Source organism: Dyella sp. NPDC103356, from assembly GCF_055584465.1.
In genome coordinates this window covers 566,873-583,604 of record NZ_JBVJLZ010000004.1, presented here as the reverse complement: position 1 = coordinate 583,604, position 16,732 = coordinate 566,873, and the positions used below count along the sequence as shown (strand labels likewise).

Genomic DNA, 16,732 nt, shown 5'->3' with positions numbered 1-16,732 from the left:
CGCGCGCCGGGATAGCCACCTGGCAGCGGTGGCGTCGGCCGCTCACGCGACGACGCCGCACCGTCGAGGTGGTGCTACCTGGTTAAAATGGGCCGGTGAGCACACGTCATGAGAACGGCTACATCCTTACTCGCCACTGGCGCGACACGAAGGATGGCAGCGATATCGAGTTGTGGTTGGCGACCGAGTCCGGCGCCCGCCGCGTACTTGTCACGGGTCAGCGAAACGTAGCTTTCGTTCGTGCGGCTGCGCGTGCAAACGTCGAGACGCTGATCCGCAACGAGAGCGACGTGGGGTTGGCGCCCTTGCCGATGAAGACGTTCGAGCAAGAGCCCGTCATCGGGCTCTATACCCGCGGATATCGGACCCTGCTCAAGCTGGAGAAACGGCTGGCCAAGGAAGGCATCGAACTCCTTGAGGCCGATATCCGCCCGGATGATCGCTATCTGATGGAGCGATTCATCACCGCCAGCATCGTCGTCGAGACGGAAGGTAACGGCGATACGGCCACGCTGGTCAATCCGCGCCTGCGGCCTGGCGAAAGCTATCGTCCGGCGCTTCGCCTGGTGTCGCTGGATATCGAGACAAGTGCGCAAGGCGAGCTCTACTCCATTGCGCTCGAAGGATGCGGGCAACGGCAGGTCTTCATGCTCGGCAGTCCCCATGCCGGGGATGTACCCGCCCTGGATTTCGAGCTGAGCTACTACGAGGAACGCGCGCAGCTTATCGTCGCTCTCAACAACTGGTTTCGCCATCACGACCCCGACGTCATCATCGGCTGGAACCTGATCCAGTTCGATCTTCGCCTGCTCCAGGCATGCGCGGATACGTGCGGAATGGTCCTGACGCTTGGACGTGGCGGCACGCCCATCGAGTGGCGAAACCATCAACGGCGCGAAGGCTACATTTTCGCGACCATCCCTGGGCGACTGGCTATCGACGGCATCGAGGCACTGCGTTCGGCGCTCTGGAGCTTTCCCTCGTTCAGTCTCGAAACCGTCGCACAGGAGTTGCTTGGCGAAGGCAAGGCCATCGACGATCCGTATAGCCGCATGGCGGAGATCGAACGTCGCTTCAACGAAGACAAGGCCGCCCTGGCCCGCTACAACCTGAAAGACTGTGAGCTGGTGACGCGCATCTTCGCCAAGACGAAGCTTATGGAGTTTCTGCTTGAGCGTGCGAACGTCACCGGCTTGCAGGCGGATCGCATGGGCGGGTCCATCGCTGCCTTCAGTCATTTGTATTTGCCGCGCATGCATCGCGAAGGCTACGTAGCTCCCAACACCGGCGCACGCACCGGCGAATCGTACCCTGGTGGTTTCGTCATGGAGTCTCGTCCGGGCATCTACGACTCCATCGTTGTCCTGGACTATAAAAGCCTTTATCCCTCGATCATCCGCACGTTCCTGGTAGATCCGATCGGCCTGGCCGAAGGCATGCTCGCCACCGATCCCAAGGCCACGATTCCGGGACCCAAGGGCACGCGCTTCTCGCGCAGCAAGCACTGCCTGCCGGGCCTGATCACCCAGCTATGGACTGGACGCGACAAGGCCAAGGCGGCAGGGAACGCGCCTCTGTCGCAGGCGTTCAAGCTTTTGATGAATGCGTTCATCGGCGTGCTCGGCGCCGCGGGCGGAAAGTTCTTCGATCCCAAGCTGGTCTCCGCCGTGACGCTACGTGGCCACGAAATCATGCGAAAGACACGCACATGGGTAGAGGCGCAAGGCTACGAGGTGATCTACGGAGATACGGATTCGATCTTCATCTGGCTCGGAAAACGTTATCCGGAAGACGAGGCACTGGCCATCGCCGACCAACTGGTTACCCACATCAATACAAAGTGGGCAGAGCAACTGAAGGCGTCATTGGATATCGATTGCTATCTGGAAATCGAATTCGATGCGCACTATCAGCGATTCTTCATGCCGACGATCCGCGGAAGCGATCAGGGCAGCAAGAAACGTTATGCCGGCATGGTCTTGAATGACCACGGCCAGGAGGAACTGGTCTTTCGTGGCCTGGAAACGGTGCGAAGCGACTGGACGCCGCTGGCCAAGCGGTTTCAACGGGAGCTTTTCGAAAAGATCTTCCGAGAGGAACCCTATGCGGATTTCATCAGGAACTATGTGGCCGACCTGCGCGCCGGAAAACTCAACGACCTGCTTACCTACCGAAAGCGGCTACGCGGAAAGCTCGATTCCTACGACCGGATCACTCCGCCCCAGGTCCGCGCCGCTCGTCTGGCCGATGAGCACAACGCCCGGCTTCGCCGTCCGTTGCAGTATCAGAATGGCGGATGGATCAACTATGTGATGACCGTCAATGGCCCGGAACCGCTGGAGGTATTGCGTTCGGCCGTCGACTACGACCACTACCTGCTTCATCAGTTGAGGCCTATCGCCGAGGCGATCCTCTCCCCGATAGGCGGCCGGTTCGATGTCTTGATATCGCAGCAGGCTGAGCTGTTCTAATGAGCTGCGTGCGAGGAACCCTGGTCTATGGGTCGTCTCGACGAATGACCGCGACGACTGCCTCGGCCAGTTCCGCCGCGGTGTATGGCTTGCGCAAGCATCGAATCTCATTGAGCGCCTGTTCGGCGGTCAGGTGTTGCGCGGTATACCCCGAGCACAGTAATACCGGAATCGAGGGAAATTCGGCCCTGATCGACAGGGCAAGCTGTGCGCCATTCATGCCGCCGGGCATGATGACATCGCTGAAAACGAGATCGACGGCCGGGCCAGTCCGCAACATGCCCAGTGCACTTGGTGCGTTGTCGGCCTCTCTTACGGTGTAGCCGAGGTCCTCGAGCATCGCGTGCGCTACTTTGCGTACATCGTCGTCGTCTTCTACCAGGAGCACCAAACCCTGGCCTGTTGCGGCGACTTCGCGATCGGGCAGGACGCCCGCGTTCAACGACCGATCTTCGGTACGAGGCAAATAGATACGCACGCTTGTACCGGCGCCCGGGGAGCTATCGATGGAGACAAACCCTCCCGACTGCTTGGCAAAACCGTAAACCTGGCTGAGCCCCAGGCCGGTGCCGTGACCCACGCCCTTGGTGGTGAAGAATGGTTCGAAGACGCGTTCGACGATTTCCGGTGACATGCCCGTACCGGTATCGGTGACCTCGATCACCACATAGTCGCCTGGTTTGATGCCAGTGGGTACATGCGATCGAGCGTCCACATGCTGCGGCCGCGTCGAGAGTGTCAGCGTGCCGCCATTGGGCATGGCATCGCGTGCATTGATGGCGAGGTTAAGCATCGCCGTCTCGAGCTCGTGCGGATCGGTCAGGCAGTACCATGTCTGTGGCGCAGGCTTGATTTCGATGCTGATCGTCTCACCGATGGCACGGTCCAGCAGGAGGCGGAACGTTTCGAGACGATCGTCGATGCATACCGGTTCGGCGTGAAGATCCTGGTGCCGCGAAAAAGCCAGAAGCTGTCGATTGAGCTTTTCGCCGCGGGACACACCCAGCTTCGCGGCATTCAGATGCTTTTGCGAGCGCTCGTCGCGCGGAACCCGGTCGGCAAGAAGTTCCAGGCTGCCGCCAATGACCATCAGCAGATTGTTGAAGTCATGCGCAACCCCGCCAGTGAGCTGTCCGAGTGCTTCCATTTTTTGCGCATGCCGCAACTGCTCGTCCATAAGACGACGATCCGTGACATCGGAAACTACACCTGCGATTCGCACGGCTTTTTCATCGCGGTAGTACGTTCGACCGATGACATGAACCCATCGGATCGCCCCATCGCTTGTTCGGCGGATACGTTTCTCGAAACTGATGTTTCCATACTTTTTTGCGGAGTCGAACGCCGCCGCGACATCCTGACGGTCCTCCGCAAGGAAATAGTCCAAGGTAGCTTCGATACGCAATGGCGACAGCGCGTCGTGACGCCCGAATATCTCTTCGTAACGCGGCGATCGCTGCAGGAATCCCGTGGCCAGGTCAAAATCCCAATTACCCATCCCGGCTGCGTCGAGCGCGACAAACAGGCTCTCTTCTGCGCGACGGCGATCTTCGATCTCCTGGCCCAACCTGGCGTTGGCTACGGTCAGCTCATCGTTACGCTGGCGAACCAGGGTCTGATCGGTAAATACGGCGCACACCACGGTTGGCGCATCATCGGCGACCGTTACGTTGGCAAATGACACCAGCACCGGAACGCGAGTCCCCCGCGTTGAGACCAGCGTCAGCTCCGTTCCGCTCGACGTACCTTGTTCGAGCAACCTTGCAAAGACGCTACGCTCCCCGGGTGACAGGATGAGATCGATCTTGATGCCAATGATGTTTTCGCGAACGAAGTCCACCAGGGTCGCGAAACGCTCATTGCAGTACAGGATGGTCCCATCCCGACTCAGCGTGACCGCGCCCTCCTGCATCTTCTCCACCAGCACACGATAGGGCCGATCGGCGTTCTCGAGCGTGTAGACGCGTGTCCCTGACGGGCCTCCCACTACAACGGCATCGACTTCACCCTGGCGAATGGCGTCGAGTGTTTCCTCTGCCTCTTGCAGGCGAGCACGAAGTTCAGCGATCAGGATTTCGTCGGACATACCATGGGGAAGTAGTTACGGGGCCTTCATCGTCGGAATTCAGTCGTCAGTTCTGAGCGGAAGAATGTTGAGCCCGGCGAGCACGCGCTCCTTGTCGGACAGGTCGCCAATGATGCGCCGGAGCGGCTCGGGCAGGATCTTTACAAGCGTGGGGGTCGCGATGACTTGCAGTTCTTTCGTCGCCTCTGGATCCTCATAGACATCGATGACTTCAAGGTCGTAACGTCCCTTCAGATTTTCGTCGCATATCTGCCGCATGTTCTGGATGGCACGGGCCGAACGCGGGGTAGATCCGGTAATGAACAGGCGAAGCTTGTAACGTTCGACTGTGTCGTCAGATGGCCCGTCCGTATTCATGGCGATTGAAAATCCTTCGGGCGAATGTCGAGGCCAACGAGCAGGCGCTCGGTATCGGCGAGATTGCCGATCACTCGCTTCAGTGGTGGCGGCAACCGCCGCACAAGGGTGGGAAGCGCAACGATCTGATCGCCCGCAGCGAGTGTGGGGGTAACCAGTAGATCGATCACCTCTATGGTGTAGCGGCCAGCGAGATACTTCTCGCAGATATGCTTGAGGTTGGCGATCGCTGCCAGGGATTTGGGCGTTTGCCCGGCCACATACAGGCGCAGATTGTAATGGCCGTTGTCGTTGAACTCTCCCAGATCTTCCGTTGCCTTATCTGGCAAGATTTCGCCGCTGTCGGGCTTATTGCTCATGGCTTCATACCTCGCCGTGTGGCCATGCGGGACCGATCATCGGCATATACGACTTCCTGCGCCTCTTCCTGTTCGATAAGTGTCGTCATTTCCGCCTCCTCGGTGTCGAGCTCGGCCTTGAGGTCGGCGATCTGGCGCTCGACCGATGCACGCTTTCGCGCCATCTCACGCCGGCGCCGGGCTATGCCCTGAGCTCGCGTGTTGCTTGCGTCACGCTCACGTGCCTCCTGGGCCAGCCTGGCCGTGCCGGTCAGCACGCCCTCGGTACCGATATACGCGTCGACGAGTTCGATGCCGTTATCGGTGAGCTGGTATTCCCGCAGCTGCTTGGAGTGGTTCATGCCGCGCGATTTCAGTAGATAGAGCAGCCGGTTGCGCTCGCCATTGGCTTCATGATCCTTCAGCGAGATCCAGGTATCCATCAGCGAGGAAACGCTGCGCTCGCTTTCGTCCATCAACTCGCCGGATGAAGACAGGCTGGTGAACACAGCGGTGATACCTCGCGTCTTGCAGATATCCGCCAGCCTCACCAGAGTCGCATGAATTTCCAGCGAGGGTCCTCGAAACGCAGAGATCGGGTCCACCACCACCACTTGCGGAGCAAAGTCCTCGATGTCGCGGTTCATGCGCGCAAGATGCATTTCGAAACCGAACAGGCTGGGCCGCGCAGCCTCGAAGCGCAGCAATCCCGCATCAATATGTGGCTTGAGCTCGATACCTACCGAACCCATGTTGCGGACGATCTGATCTTGTGACTCCTCGAACGCGAACAGCATGCAGCGTTCGCCCCGGTGGCACGCGGCGTTGATGAAAGCCGCACCGAAGGTGGATTTTCCGGTACCGGCAAGACCTGAAATAAGCACGCTGGAGCCGCGAAAATAGCCCCCGCGTCCAAGCATCGCATCGAGCCCCGGCACGCCGGTCGAGACCGACTCACGCGAAATCTTGTGACCCAGACCGGCCGACGTGATGGGCATGACGCTGATGCCGCGGTCGTCGATCAGGAAAGGATACTCATTGGTGCCGTGCGCCGAACCGCGATATTTGACGACACGAAGACGGCGCGTGGTGATCTGCTCATCCACACGGTTGTCGAGCAGGATGACACAATCGGAGACATATTCTTCGATGCCGTAGCGGGTCAGCTGCCCATCACCACGTTCACCGGTAATGATGGCGGTAACGCCCTTGTCCTTCAGCCAGGCAAACAATCGCCTGAGCTCGGCGCGCAAGATGCCTTTGTCGGTAAAGCCGGCAAACAGCGCCTCGACCGTATCGAGCACCACGCGCTTGGCACCGATCGCGTCGATGGCGTGATTGAGCCTTACGAATAATCCCTCCAGATCGTAATCTCCGCTTTCCTCGATCTCCGCGCGCTCAACATGCACGTGGTCGATCACAATTTTCTTCGCCGCAACGAGGTCGGCAAGTCCGTACCCCAGCGATGCGACGTTCTGCTCCAGGTCGACAGCGCGCTCTTCGAAGCTCATGAAGACGCCGTTCTCTCCGTAATCCCTGGCGCCATTAATCAGAAACGTGACCGCTAACAAGGTCTTGCCGCAACCGGCCGCACCGCACAGCAGTGTGGGACGCCCGGCGGGCAATCCACCCAATGTAAGGTCGTCCAGGCCGCGTATCCCGGTAAGCGTCTTGGCCAGGGCAATGGATTCGGCGTGGTTCGATATCTTTGGATCGTTCATGGGTTGGCATCTTTGAGCTGACAAGCTCTACAGTGATTGAGCGACTGCCCAACGCTGAGGATGAGGCGGTCAATAGGCCGTGAAGGCTTTGCAAAGTTCGTATGTCAAATTGGCCGACACCGCGCCGCAATATCATGGCTTGTCGCGGTGTTGGATCGTCTCTGAATACCAGCTATCCATGATGGGAGACGACCGTCGATAGACAGACGCCGGTTAGGCTGGCGGCAATAATGGTTAAATGCGCGTCGCGACCCACCTTATTCGTCGAGACTTCGACCCCAAGCGATTTTGATGCTTATACTTCCTTGCCGCCGCGTTCTTGCGCTCATCGGGCTATGGGTTTGCGCGCTGCCTGTCCACGCGCAGAGTGGTTTGCAGCTTCAATCCCTTACCATCGACAGGCAAACGCAGCCGTTGTCCATCGACGTCCCGTCGCCGTCCTTTGCCTGGGTGGTGGCTAATGCACCGCGCGGCACGACACCCAAGGGCTATCGAATCGAAGTGGCGCGCAGCATGGCTGCGCTGGCAGCCGATCGTCCCGATCTATGGGATAGCGGCCTTGTGGTCGGCGAAGCCTCTTTCGACGTTGCATATAACGGACCGCCATTGGCTCCGTCGAGTCGGTACTACTGGAAAGTGGTTGCGCACACGTCGGCAGGTGATGCGAGTGCAACGTCCTGGTTCGAAACCGCGCCGTCGTCACAGCAATGGTCCCGGGCACAATGGATCGGCAAGCCCCCGGGCGGCTCCTTGGCGGCGCCGTTGCTGCGACGCGTTTTATCCGTAAAGAACGGTCTCGAATCGGCGCGCCTGTATGTCGCCGCAGGTGGCTATGCCAACGTATCGATCAATGGAAAGCCTGCCAGCAACGCCGTTCTTTCGCCCGATTTCACGAATTACAGCAAACGTGCGCTTTATCTTGCGCATGACGTAACGGCCCTGTTGAAGCCAGGGACCGCCAACGCCATCGGCATCGAACTTGGACGTGGTTACTACGGGCTCACCAATCCGAATGTATGGCATTGGGAAAAGGCGCCATGGCATGGCGAGCCACGCGTGCGTGTACTCCTTAAGTTATGTTACGTGGACGGTCGTTGCGAATTCGAAGCTACCGATACGCACTGGCGCGTCCACGACGGCCCGACGGTACTTGACGACGTATACGGTGGCGAGACCTATGACGCGCGCCTCGAGCTACCTGGCTTCGACACGGTCACCTTTGACGATCGAAACTGGCGCGCGGCTGCCATATTGCCTGCGCCCGAGGGCGTACTGCAGGCGCAGCGCGAACCGCCGGTGCGCGTGGCAGCAACGTTGCAGGCGACCACGGTCACCAGGCTGCCCAGCGGTGGCTACGTGTTTGCCTTTCCGCGCGTCATTGCCGGATGGGCCACGCTGGCCGCGCAGGGAAAAGCCGGCGACACCATCGTTTTGCACTATGGCGAAAAGCTGTTGCCCGATGGCAGTGTGGACGATCGCGACGACCACCATTACTTCGGGCACGGCTTGCAGACGGATCGCATCACCCTGGCCGGGCGCGGTGTGGAGCACTGGCACTCGCGCTTTTCCTGGAAGGGATTTCGATATGTACAAGTCGACGGCTGGCCTGGGTCCGCGCCGTCGCCAAGCGCGATGACTGCACAAGTCGTGCATTCCGATGTTGCGGTCATCGGTCACTTCAGCAGCAGCCATCCATTGCTCAACTGGATCCATACCGCTGCCGTCGACACCGTGCTGAATAATCTTTACGGCATACCCACCGATACGCCGATGTACGAGAAGAACGGCTGGACCGGCGACGGCATGCTCGGCGCGGACATGATGTTGCGCAATGTGGATGCCGATACGCTGCTGTCCAAGTGGGTGCGGGACATTGCCGATGCGCGCAATGCCGACGGCGCGCCGCTGCTGATCGCACCCAATCCGGGTTGGGGTGATGTACGCGCACCACCCTGGCATGCGGCGTATGTGCTGGTGCCCTGGTCGCTGTATTGGCAACGCGGTGATCGACAGGTATTGGCCGAGCATGTCGATGGCATGGCGCGTTATGTCGACCTTGAATATGCGCGCTCACCCGGCGGCATTGCCGATACCGAGCTTGGCGACTGGGTCAGTCCCAGCACGCCTGCCGATGGTGGTAACGCGCCGGAGGACAAACGTATAGCGGCAACCGCCTATCTCTATCGTATGGCCCAGACCATGGCGCAAATCGAGCATGTGCTTGGCAACGACGGCAGATCGCGCCATTTCGACGCGATGTCGGCGCAGGTACGATCCGCCTTCAATCAGCGATTCTTCGATCCGGTCCAGGGGCTATATCGAGGGCAAGGCGATGAGGGTGTGCGGCAAACCCACCCATTGCTCGCGCTGGATTTTGGCCTGGTTCCGGAGGCGCAACGCCCGCGGGTGGTCGATGCCCTGGTTCAAGCGGTGCATGCGCATGACAACCACCTCGACACCGGCGCACTCGGCAGCAAGCTGCTATTGCCGACGCTGACAGCCACCGGGCATGCCGACCTCGCGTGGATCGTTGCAACCCAGACGAGCTTTCCCAGCTGGGGTTATTGGCGTGAGAACGGTGCTACCAGCCTGTGGGAGCATTGGAAACTGGATGCCCGCTCGCGAGGACATTACTTTCTGGGCAGCATCGACGATTGGCTATTTGGGGATGTTGCTGGCTTAAAACCATTGGCGCCGGGTTGGCAGCGTGTCGGCATACATCCCGCACTTGTTCCGTGGCTGGACCATGCCGAAGCAGACACCATGACTCCGTTTGGCCGTGCTGCTGTGGCTTGGTTCCATGCTCCAGGGAAATTACAACTCGACGTAGAAGTTCCTGTTGGCAGTACCGCCGAGGTACGCCTGCCCAGGGTTACTCCGGAAAGCGTGACGGAATCGGGGCAGTCTCTGTCCGCATTGAAGTGGGTGCATGGGTTGCACGCGTGCGGCACAGACACGTGTTTTGAGTTGGAGTCTGGTCAATTTCGCTTTTCAGCTTCGACAGGCCTTGAGGCAGCGGCAGGGCCCGACTGAAGCTGGCCTCTGCCCCCTATCCGTCGTCCCGGCGAAAGCCGGGACCCAGTGCCTTACGCTTTAGCGTGCAGAAGACGCTGGGCCCCGGCGTTCGCCGGGGCGACGATGAAGACTGAGGTTTTCGAGATACCCTGAAGTCACGCCCGCAAAAATCCGGCCGTTGCAGCTTCCGATCACTTCACGGCGTAGCGCTGCCACAAATAGATAGGCAATCCAGCGAACAACAGCACCGCACCCCACAGCAAGGTCTCGGTACCGGTACCTATCAACGCCCACAGGCTGAAAGCGAGTGCACCCAATGCGACCATCCGCCGCCACATCCTAGCAGTGCTATCGATGCGCCACCATGCCAGCACGGTGACGAGATAGGGAACCAGCGTTGCCGCGGTGGATAGCAGGATCGTGAAGGTAAAGAGCGCCACCAGCGTGCGGCTGTAATTGGAGACAATCAGCACGCTCGCGAGAATGCTGCTGATCAGCAGCCCCACCCGCGGCGTATCGCGTTTATCCAGGCGAGCGAAGCAGGCTGGAAACAAGCCATCCTGTGCGGCAGCCAGCGACGTCTGCGCTTGCAGAAGCACCCATCCGTTGAGTGCACCGAAGCACGACACGGTCGCGACGACACCGATCGCGATACCCGCGGCGTCACCCCATACCCGCCTCGCCGCTTCGGCCATCGGCGCTGCCGATGCGTGCAGTACATCGGCTGGAAGCATGCCGACGACCACCGTACAGGCCAACATGGTGGCGACCCCGGCGATGGTCATACCGATAATGGTGGCGCGCGGCACCGTGCGTTGCGGGTCCTTAACCACACCGGTCGGCACGGTGGCAGTTTCCAAACCAAGAAACGCCCACAAGGTCAATGCGGCGACGGAAGACGCCACGCTCACCAGGGGCAGTCCGCTGGAGTTGAAAGGTACAAAGGCGCTCATGTGCACCCAACCCAGGCCCAGCAAACCAAAGACAACCAACGGCACCAGCTTGAGCAAGGTCGTTACGATGGCCGTTCGGCCCGCTTCGCGCACGCCGGCCAAACTGATGAATGTACATATCCACAAAGCACCCAGTGCGCACAAAGCGCTACGCAATGGAGTGAGCGTTGCAGCCGGCCACACGGAACCCAGGCTGCCTGCGAACGCTACCGCAATCGCCGCATTGGCCGACCACACACAGACCCAGTAACTCCATGCCACAAGGAAACCGACACGGTCACCGAATGCTCGTCGTGCATAGGCATAGGCGCCGCCGTGGTTGGGAATGATCTGCGCCAGCCACGCATACACCAGCGCCAGCATCAACGCACCGCCCAGGCTGATTCCCCAACCGAGCAGGCTGGCGGCGCCATAAGGCGCCAGGGCTGCCGGTAAGACGAACACGCCCGATCCGATAATGTTGCCGATGACCAGCGCGATCAGCATCCATTGCCCGAGCGACCGCTGGCTGCCGCTCATGCGTGGGCGAGCGAATCGCGGTAGGCGCGGCGCACCATTTCATGGAAATGGTGTACCGCGTTCTCGCGCAAAGGATTCAGCCGCCCCGCCTCGTACGAACCCGAAGCCAGTCCGCGTTGTACGTCTTCGCAGATGGTGACGTCTTCGTCCTGTACCTCGTCGCTGAACGCAATGTCCCTCGCACGGCGAGCCAGCGCTTCCGGGCTGCTGGCCGGCGTGTAATAGAAGTCGAACTCCACCCGGCAACGATCGACACCCAGCGGCAGCACGCGATTGGTCTGCAAACGGCCCGGCAGGATGTTGAGCATCGCATTCGGGTACAGGAAGTAATACAAGGCTTCGCCGCTGCCGTAGAGATCGTCGCCGCTTTCCAGCGGACTGAACTGGAACGAATACCACTGGGCGGTTTCGGTGATATAGCTGCGATAGTCGAGCAGGCTGTTCAAGCCAGGATGAATATGCGGTACGTGATAACCCTCCAGGTAGTTATCCACGTAGACCTTCCAGTTGCAGGCGACGTCATAGCTTTCGCGATGATGAAACTCATAGTCGTGCAATGCGCGATCCGGACCGAGTCGCGTATCGATGCCCGCGACAAATTCATCGAACGGCGACGCTTCGCCTATGGCAACGAAAACCAGGCCTTGCCACAGGTGTACGCGAACCTCGGGGAGGCGGATGTCCGCGGGATTGAAGTCCGGCGTGCGGCCCATTTCCGGCGCGCCACGCAGCACGCCGTCCAGGCCATAGGTCCAGCCGTGGTAACGGCAGCGCAGGTTCTGCGCGCCCTTTCCATCACAGTTAGCAATCGGACCTGCGCGATGTCTGCACACATTATGGAAGGCGCGAATGGTCGCGGCGTCACTGCGCACGATCAGCAGGGGCAGCCCGGCGATCTCGGTCACCACATGGTCGCCAATGTTGAGCAGTTGCGATTGGTGGCATACCAGTTGCCAGCTCCGCGCAAAGATCGCCGATGCGTCCAGCGCCGGCATACGCGCATCGGTATAGAAACGAGCCGGCAAGGTCAGCGCGACATCGAGCTTTTGTGGAGCGAGCGTATCGGGGGAAAGCAACTCGGTCATGGCGGCATGTGGCGACGGTGATGGCCGAGTATTCATCGAACTGCGCTGCAGCATCAACGCCTGGTTATTACCTTTCAGGTAATTGGCTTGTCGAGGTCTCGCCCATAGGCTGCCTATACCGTCATCGATTCCGATGCGCTCATTCAAAGAGATCCCACATGTCAGCCTTTCCCATCCATACGATCCCATCCGCGCCTGAACCGTCCAAGCCGTCTCTTGAAGCGCTGCAGGGTGCGTTTGGCATCATCCCTAACATTGCCGGCGCCATGGCCACCTCCCCTGTCCTGATTGGCAGCTTGGTCGGGCTCTTCGGCAAGGTCCATGGCGGCAGCTTTTCCGAAGAGCAGATCCAGATCGTCCTGCTTACCAATGCCGTAACCAATGCCAGCGCCTGGGCGGTGGCATTTCATTCCTTCCTGGCCGTCAAAGAAGGCGTCGATGCGACGGATGTCGAGGCCATTCGCGAACGACGGGTGCCGTCGGCCGGAAAGAACGCGGCCCTTTCCACATTGGCGCGAACACTTATCGAAAAGCGCGGGCATCTCGACGACCGGGATGTGTCGACTTTCCTTGACGCCGGGTTCGGCAAGGACCACCTTCTGGAAGTCATTGCCATCGTCGCCGCGTCCACGATCACCAACTACACTGGCAATGTCACCAAGCCACCGTTGGAGGATGCCTTTGAGGCATATCGTTGGCATGCGCAAAGAGCCGAATGAACTGGGACTCCTGCTGCGTCATTGGCGTGGCGTACGTGGCACCAGCCAGCTGCAGTTGGCGCTCGATGTCGATATTTCGCAGCGACACTTGAGTTTTATCGAAAGCGGTCGAAGCGCGCCCAGTCGGCAGACATTGACCGGCATTGTCCAGTCGCTGGATGTTCCGCTGCGAGAGCGAAACGCGGTCTTTCTGGCCGCGGGCTTTGCACCGGTCTATTCGGAGGCGCCCTGGAATGCCACGGAGATGCAGGGCATTACGCGCGCGCTCGATCGGATGCTGCGCCAGCACGATCCGTTTCCAGCCATTGTCATGGACAGGTATTGGAACGTACTGGCTACCAACGACTCGTCGCCGCGTTTTTTTGGATCGTTCGTCGACATGGCAGCGCGCACCGGACCGCGCAATATGCTGCATCTGATCTTCGATCCCGCCGGGATGCGGCCATTCGTCGTGGATTGGGAAACGGTGGCCAGAAGCCTTATTCAGCGCGTCTACCGTGAAACGGTCGGGCGCGTTCTGGACGAACAAACCGATGCTCTGCTCGATGAACTGTTTGCCTATCCAGGCGTCGATGCATCGTGGCGGCTACACGGATCGGTCGGCTCCGACCCGAACCTGCCGATGATTCCCATGGGATTTAATAAAGACGGCAAGGTGCTCAGTTATTTTTCGATGGTGACCAGTGTAGGGGCGCCGCAAAGCGTCGCGGCGCAGGAGCTTCGGATCGAGTCCATGTTTCCTGCGGATGAGGGGACGGAGGTGTTTCATGAGAAGTGGATGTCGGCTTGATTCATTCCCCACCATTAGTGGTCGACTTTGGATTACTCGAAGCACCCCCCTGCTCGTCATCCCGGCGCAGGCCGGGACCCAGTGGCTTCGGTTTCTGGTTTTCGCGCCAAAGCAAATGTTTGATGATGCTCGCGACAACCGACCACAAAGTCACTGGGTCCCGGCCTGCGCCGGGATGACGATAGGAAAATGAGGTTATTCGGGCTGCCTTCTGGTGCAGCCGAGGCCACTCCAACAAGGGCTTACTTGCCCTGAATCAACAACCCAAGCGGCAAGAGCGGACTGACCGGGATCAGCTCATAGCTCATCAGGTTCGCAGCCACCAACGGTAACGTCGCCAGCGTTGCCTTGGCTTGTTCAACCGATTCGGCATTCATGAGGAAGATGGGCCCTGCATTCTCACGGAACCAGAACTGCTCGATGTGACCGTCGAGATAGTGTTTGAGCGTGGCCGGGACTTCGCTCGGCAGATACTGCTGACGTTGTTCAGGCGTAAGCGGGGATTTCACGGAAGCGATAGCCATGACTTTCATTGGTGGTCTCCTCGTTGGATGAGCATTGCGATGTGCAACGAGGAGCAATCTAGTCTTCGTCCTGGCGAAGCGGTATCGTCGTAAATGACAACTTTAGGGTCATTTACGCCATGCGAATTTCCATCCTCGCGCTGGACGGCCTGTTCGATACAGGCCTGACCGTCGCCCTGGACGCCTTTGGGATCGCCAACAATTTTGCAGCTCGGCAATCAGGTGGCCCGGCGCCTTTCGAGGTATCGACCGTGGGGGTGCGTAAGAGCGTCCGGTCCGGTCATGGACTATCCGTGCCCGTGCAAGCCATCACACCCGCGCTGAAGCCGGACTGGGTAATCGTCCCAGCGCTCAACACAAGCACGCCGGAACGACTGGTTCCGGCGCTAGAGCGGCGGGACGTGTGTCAGGCCAAGACGCAGTTGTTGGCATGGCATGCCGAAGGCGCGCATATCGCCGCGTCCTGCATCGGATCGTTTCTTCTGGCGGAAACCGGACTGCTCGATCACCAGGAAGCGACGACCACCTGGTGGCTCGCTCCGCTGTTTCGTCAGCGCTACCCGAACGTAGCTCTCGACGAGTCCCGCATGCTCGTGCCCTCGGGCAGGATGGTGACCGCCGGTGCGGCGATGGGACATCTCGATCTCGCCTTGTGGCTGGTACGCAAGGCCAGCCCGGAGCTGGCCGGACTGGTCTCACGTTATTTGCTTGCCGACATACGCTCCTCGCAAGCGCCCTACATCATCCCTAATCATCTGGCGCAGGCGGACCCGCTTATTCTGCGCTTCGAAAAATGGGCGCGAGAACATCTCAAGCAAGGGTTCTCGCTGCAGGAGGCCGCCAACGCGTTGGCAACGAGCGCTCGCACGCTGCAGCGCCGCTGCCAGACGGTACTCGGCAAGTCACCGCTGGATTATTTTCAGGACTTGCGCGTCGAACGCGCGCGGTCGCTTGTTCAGAGCAGCAGCCTCGATCTCGAAGCGATTGCCGCCGAGGTGGGCTATGTCGACGGCGCCACGTTGCGGACACTCTTGCGTCAGCGCCTGGGGCGAGGGGTGCGGGAACTTCGTGCGGATCTGCGCTAACTTTCAGGTGTCCGGCGTTTCAAGGCGATGATCGGTGGGCTGTGGCGTAATCGTCATGGCCCTGAGCTGCCGGGAGCCTTCAAAGCGGTGCCAGACTCCTTTAGGTACGACAATGAGCTCATTCTCGGTGAGGGAGAACTTCTCCTCCACGCCGTCCATCAGCAGCACGATCGTTGTTTCCCCATCAAGCACCATCACCAACTCGTCGCCTTGGGGATGGCGCTCCCATTCGCTGGAGCCCGAGTAATAGCTCACATACACCGCTCCGTCGCGGTAGGGTGCAACTTCGGCAAATGCTTCGCTGGCCTCATTTCCGAACGCCATATCTGGCGTTCGATTAGGCAGGTGTTTCAAGCCGGACAAGGCCTGGGTAAGCGACTTTTTCATAAGCTGCGAACGCTCCTTCTTGCAGTGCCTGATAAGTCCGAAGCGCGAGCTTATGGGGATCGGCGCTTGGGCGACAGTCCCACTGCCCGAACCGCGTGTCGAAATACGCAGTCGCCGTTCGTCGTAGTATCAGAGGGCTGTCCTCTACTCACTCAACGAGGTGGAATCATGGGTACCGTTCAGCTGCATCGCGTCCTTCGCACCACGCCAGAGCGCCTGTACAAGGCGTTCACCGACCCCGATGCCATGGTCAAGTGGCTGCCACCGCACGGCTTCACCGCCAAGGTCCACCATATGGACGTGAAAGTGGGCGGCAGCTTCAAGATGTCGTTCACCAACTTCACGAGCGGCAAGAGCCACGCCTTCGGCGGCACGTATCTCGAGCTGAAGCCTGGTCAAGGGCTGCGCTATACCGACGTCTTCGACGATCCGAATCTGCCCGGCGAGATGGTAACCACCGTGACGCTGTCGAAGGTTGTCTGCGGCACCGATCTGAAGGTGGTGCAGGAAGGTATTCCCGATGCTATCCCGGTGGAAGCGTGCTATCTGGGTTGGCAGGAATCGCTCACGCTGCTGGCGCAGCTGGTCGAGCCGGAAATTCCAGATTGAGTCCATCCAAAACGTGACATCAGGTTCGCTTACGCTCCAGGAGATGGGCGAACCTTATCCACAACGTCGATAG

14 protein-coding genes are annotated in these 16,732 nt (G+C 59.7%); 6 read left to right on the top strand and 8 right to left on the bottom strand.

The features are described 5' to 3' along the window. Window positions 1-95: 95 nt before the first annotated feature. Complete coding sequence (locus tag ACZ6WW_RS12470; protein WP_465274472.1) at window positions 96-2,471, top strand: DNA polymerase II; 2,376 nt, start codon at window positions 96-98, stop codon at window positions 2,469-2,471. Window positions 2,472-2,496: 25 nt separating this feature from the next. Here ACZ6WW_RS12470 and ACZ6WW_RS12465 read toward each other — a convergent pair whose 3' ends face one another. The 4 genes from ACZ6WW_RS12465 to kaiC are packed head-to-tail and all read right to left on the bottom strand — an operon-like array spanning window position 2,497 to window position 6,973. Continuing rightward, window positions 2,497-4,557: an ATP-binding protein gene (locus ACZ6WW_RS12465; protein WP_465274471.1), complete on the bottom strand. Its 2,061-nt coding sequence runs from the start codon at window positions 4,555-4,557 to the stop codon at window positions 2,497-2,499. Window positions 4,558-4,596: 39 nt separating this feature from the next. Continuing rightward, entirely contained in the window at window positions 4,597-4,914 is a 318-nt protein-coding gene (locus tag ACZ6WW_RS12460) for a circadian clock KaiB family protein (RefSeq protein ID WP_465274470.1), read from the bottom strand. Continuing rightward, window positions 4,911-5,273 (bottom strand): circadian clock KaiB family protein, encoded by a 363-nt coding sequence (locus ACZ6WW_RS12455; protein ID WP_465274469.1) that lies wholly within the window; start codon window positions 5,271-5,273, stop codon window positions 4,911-4,913. The genes ACZ6WW_RS12460 and ACZ6WW_RS12455 overlap by 4 nt, the downstream gene beginning before the upstream one ends. Continuing rightward, window positions 5,270-6,973, bottom strand: coding sequence for a circadian clock protein KaiC (gene kaiC / locus ACZ6WW_RS12450; protein WP_465274468.1), 1,704 nt, complete (start codon window positions 6,971-6,973; stop codon window positions 5,270-5,272). Before kaiC ends, ACZ6WW_RS12455 begins: the two co-directional genes overlap by 4 nt. 291 nt (window positions 6,974-7,264) lie before the next feature. On the opposite strand from kaiC, the gene ACZ6WW_RS12445 reads away from it, so the two are divergent. Next, the gene (locus tag ACZ6WW_RS12445; RefSeq protein ID WP_465274467.1) at window positions 7,265-10,006 is read left to right on the top strand and encodes a family 78 glycoside hydrolase catalytic domain; all 2,742 of its coding nucleotides are present in this window, start codon (window positions 7,265-7,267) and stop codon (window positions 10,004-10,006) included. A gap of 173 nt (window positions 10,007-10,179) precedes the next feature. Here ACZ6WW_RS12445 and ACZ6WW_RS12440 read toward each other — a convergent pair whose 3' ends face one another. Both ACZ6WW_RS12440 and ACZ6WW_RS12435 read right to left on the bottom strand, forming a co-directional pair. Further along, the gene (locus tag ACZ6WW_RS12440; protein WP_465274466.1) at window positions 10,180-11,460 is read right to left on the bottom strand and encodes an amino acid permease; all 1,281 of its coding nucleotides are present in this window, start codon (window positions 11,458-11,460) and stop codon (window positions 10,180-10,182) included. Beyond that, window positions 11,457-12,581: an aromatic ring-hydroxylating oxygenase subunit alpha gene (locus tag ACZ6WW_RS12435; protein ID WP_465274465.1), complete on the bottom strand. Its 1,125-nt coding sequence runs from the start codon at window positions 12,579-12,581 to the stop codon at window positions 11,457-11,459. Before ACZ6WW_RS12435 ends, ACZ6WW_RS12440 begins: the two co-directional genes overlap by 4 nt. 122 nt (window positions 12,582-12,703) lie before the next feature. On the opposite strand from ACZ6WW_RS12435, the gene ACZ6WW_RS12430 reads away from it, so the two are divergent. Together ACZ6WW_RS12430 and ACZ6WW_RS12425 are read left to right on the top strand one after the other, a co-directional pair. Further along, window positions 12,704-13,264, top strand: coding sequence for a carboxymuconolactone decarboxylase family protein (locus ACZ6WW_RS12430; protein WP_465274464.1), 561 nt, complete (start codon window positions 12,704-12,706; stop codon window positions 13,262-13,264). Further along, on the top strand, window positions 13,197-14,054 hold the full coding sequence (locus ACZ6WW_RS12425; RefSeq protein WP_465274505.1) for a helix-turn-helix domain-containing protein: 858 nt from the start codon (window positions 13,197-13,199) through the stop codon (window positions 14,052-14,054). The genes ACZ6WW_RS12430 and ACZ6WW_RS12425 overlap by 68 nt, the downstream gene beginning before the upstream one ends. A 242-nt stretch (window positions 14,055-14,296) precedes the next feature. Here ACZ6WW_RS12425 and ACZ6WW_RS12420 read toward each other — a convergent pair whose 3' ends face one another. Continuing rightward, complete coding sequence (locus ACZ6WW_RS12420; protein ID WP_465274463.1) at window positions 14,297-14,587, bottom strand: YciI family protein; 291 nt, start codon at window positions 14,585-14,587, stop codon at window positions 14,297-14,299. 110 nt (window positions 14,588-14,697) lie between these two features. Here ACZ6WW_RS12420 and ACZ6WW_RS12415 point away from each other — a divergent pair, with 110 nt between their 5' ends. Beyond that, a complete protein-coding gene (locus ACZ6WW_RS12415; RefSeq protein WP_281850859.1) occupies window positions 14,698-15,663 on the top strand; it encodes a GlxA family transcriptional regulator in 966 nt (321 codons plus the stop codon). A 3-nt stretch (window positions 15,664-15,666) separates the two neighbouring features. On the opposite strand, the gene ACZ6WW_RS12410 is transcribed toward ACZ6WW_RS12415, so the two are convergent. Further along, on the bottom strand, window positions 15,667-16,050 hold the full coding sequence (locus ACZ6WW_RS12410; RefSeq protein ID WP_465274462.1) for a cupin domain-containing protein: 384 nt from the start codon (window positions 16,048-16,050) through the stop codon (window positions 15,667-15,669). Between the two features lie 168 nt (window positions 16,051-16,218). Between ACZ6WW_RS12410 and ACZ6WW_RS12405 the strand changes: the two genes are divergently transcribed. Next, window positions 16,219-16,659 (top strand): SRPBCC family protein, encoded by a 441-nt coding sequence (locus ACZ6WW_RS12405; RefSeq protein ID WP_281850860.1) that lies wholly within the window; start codon window positions 16,219-16,221, stop codon window positions 16,657-16,659. Window positions 16,660-16,732 lie beyond the last annotated feature (73 nt).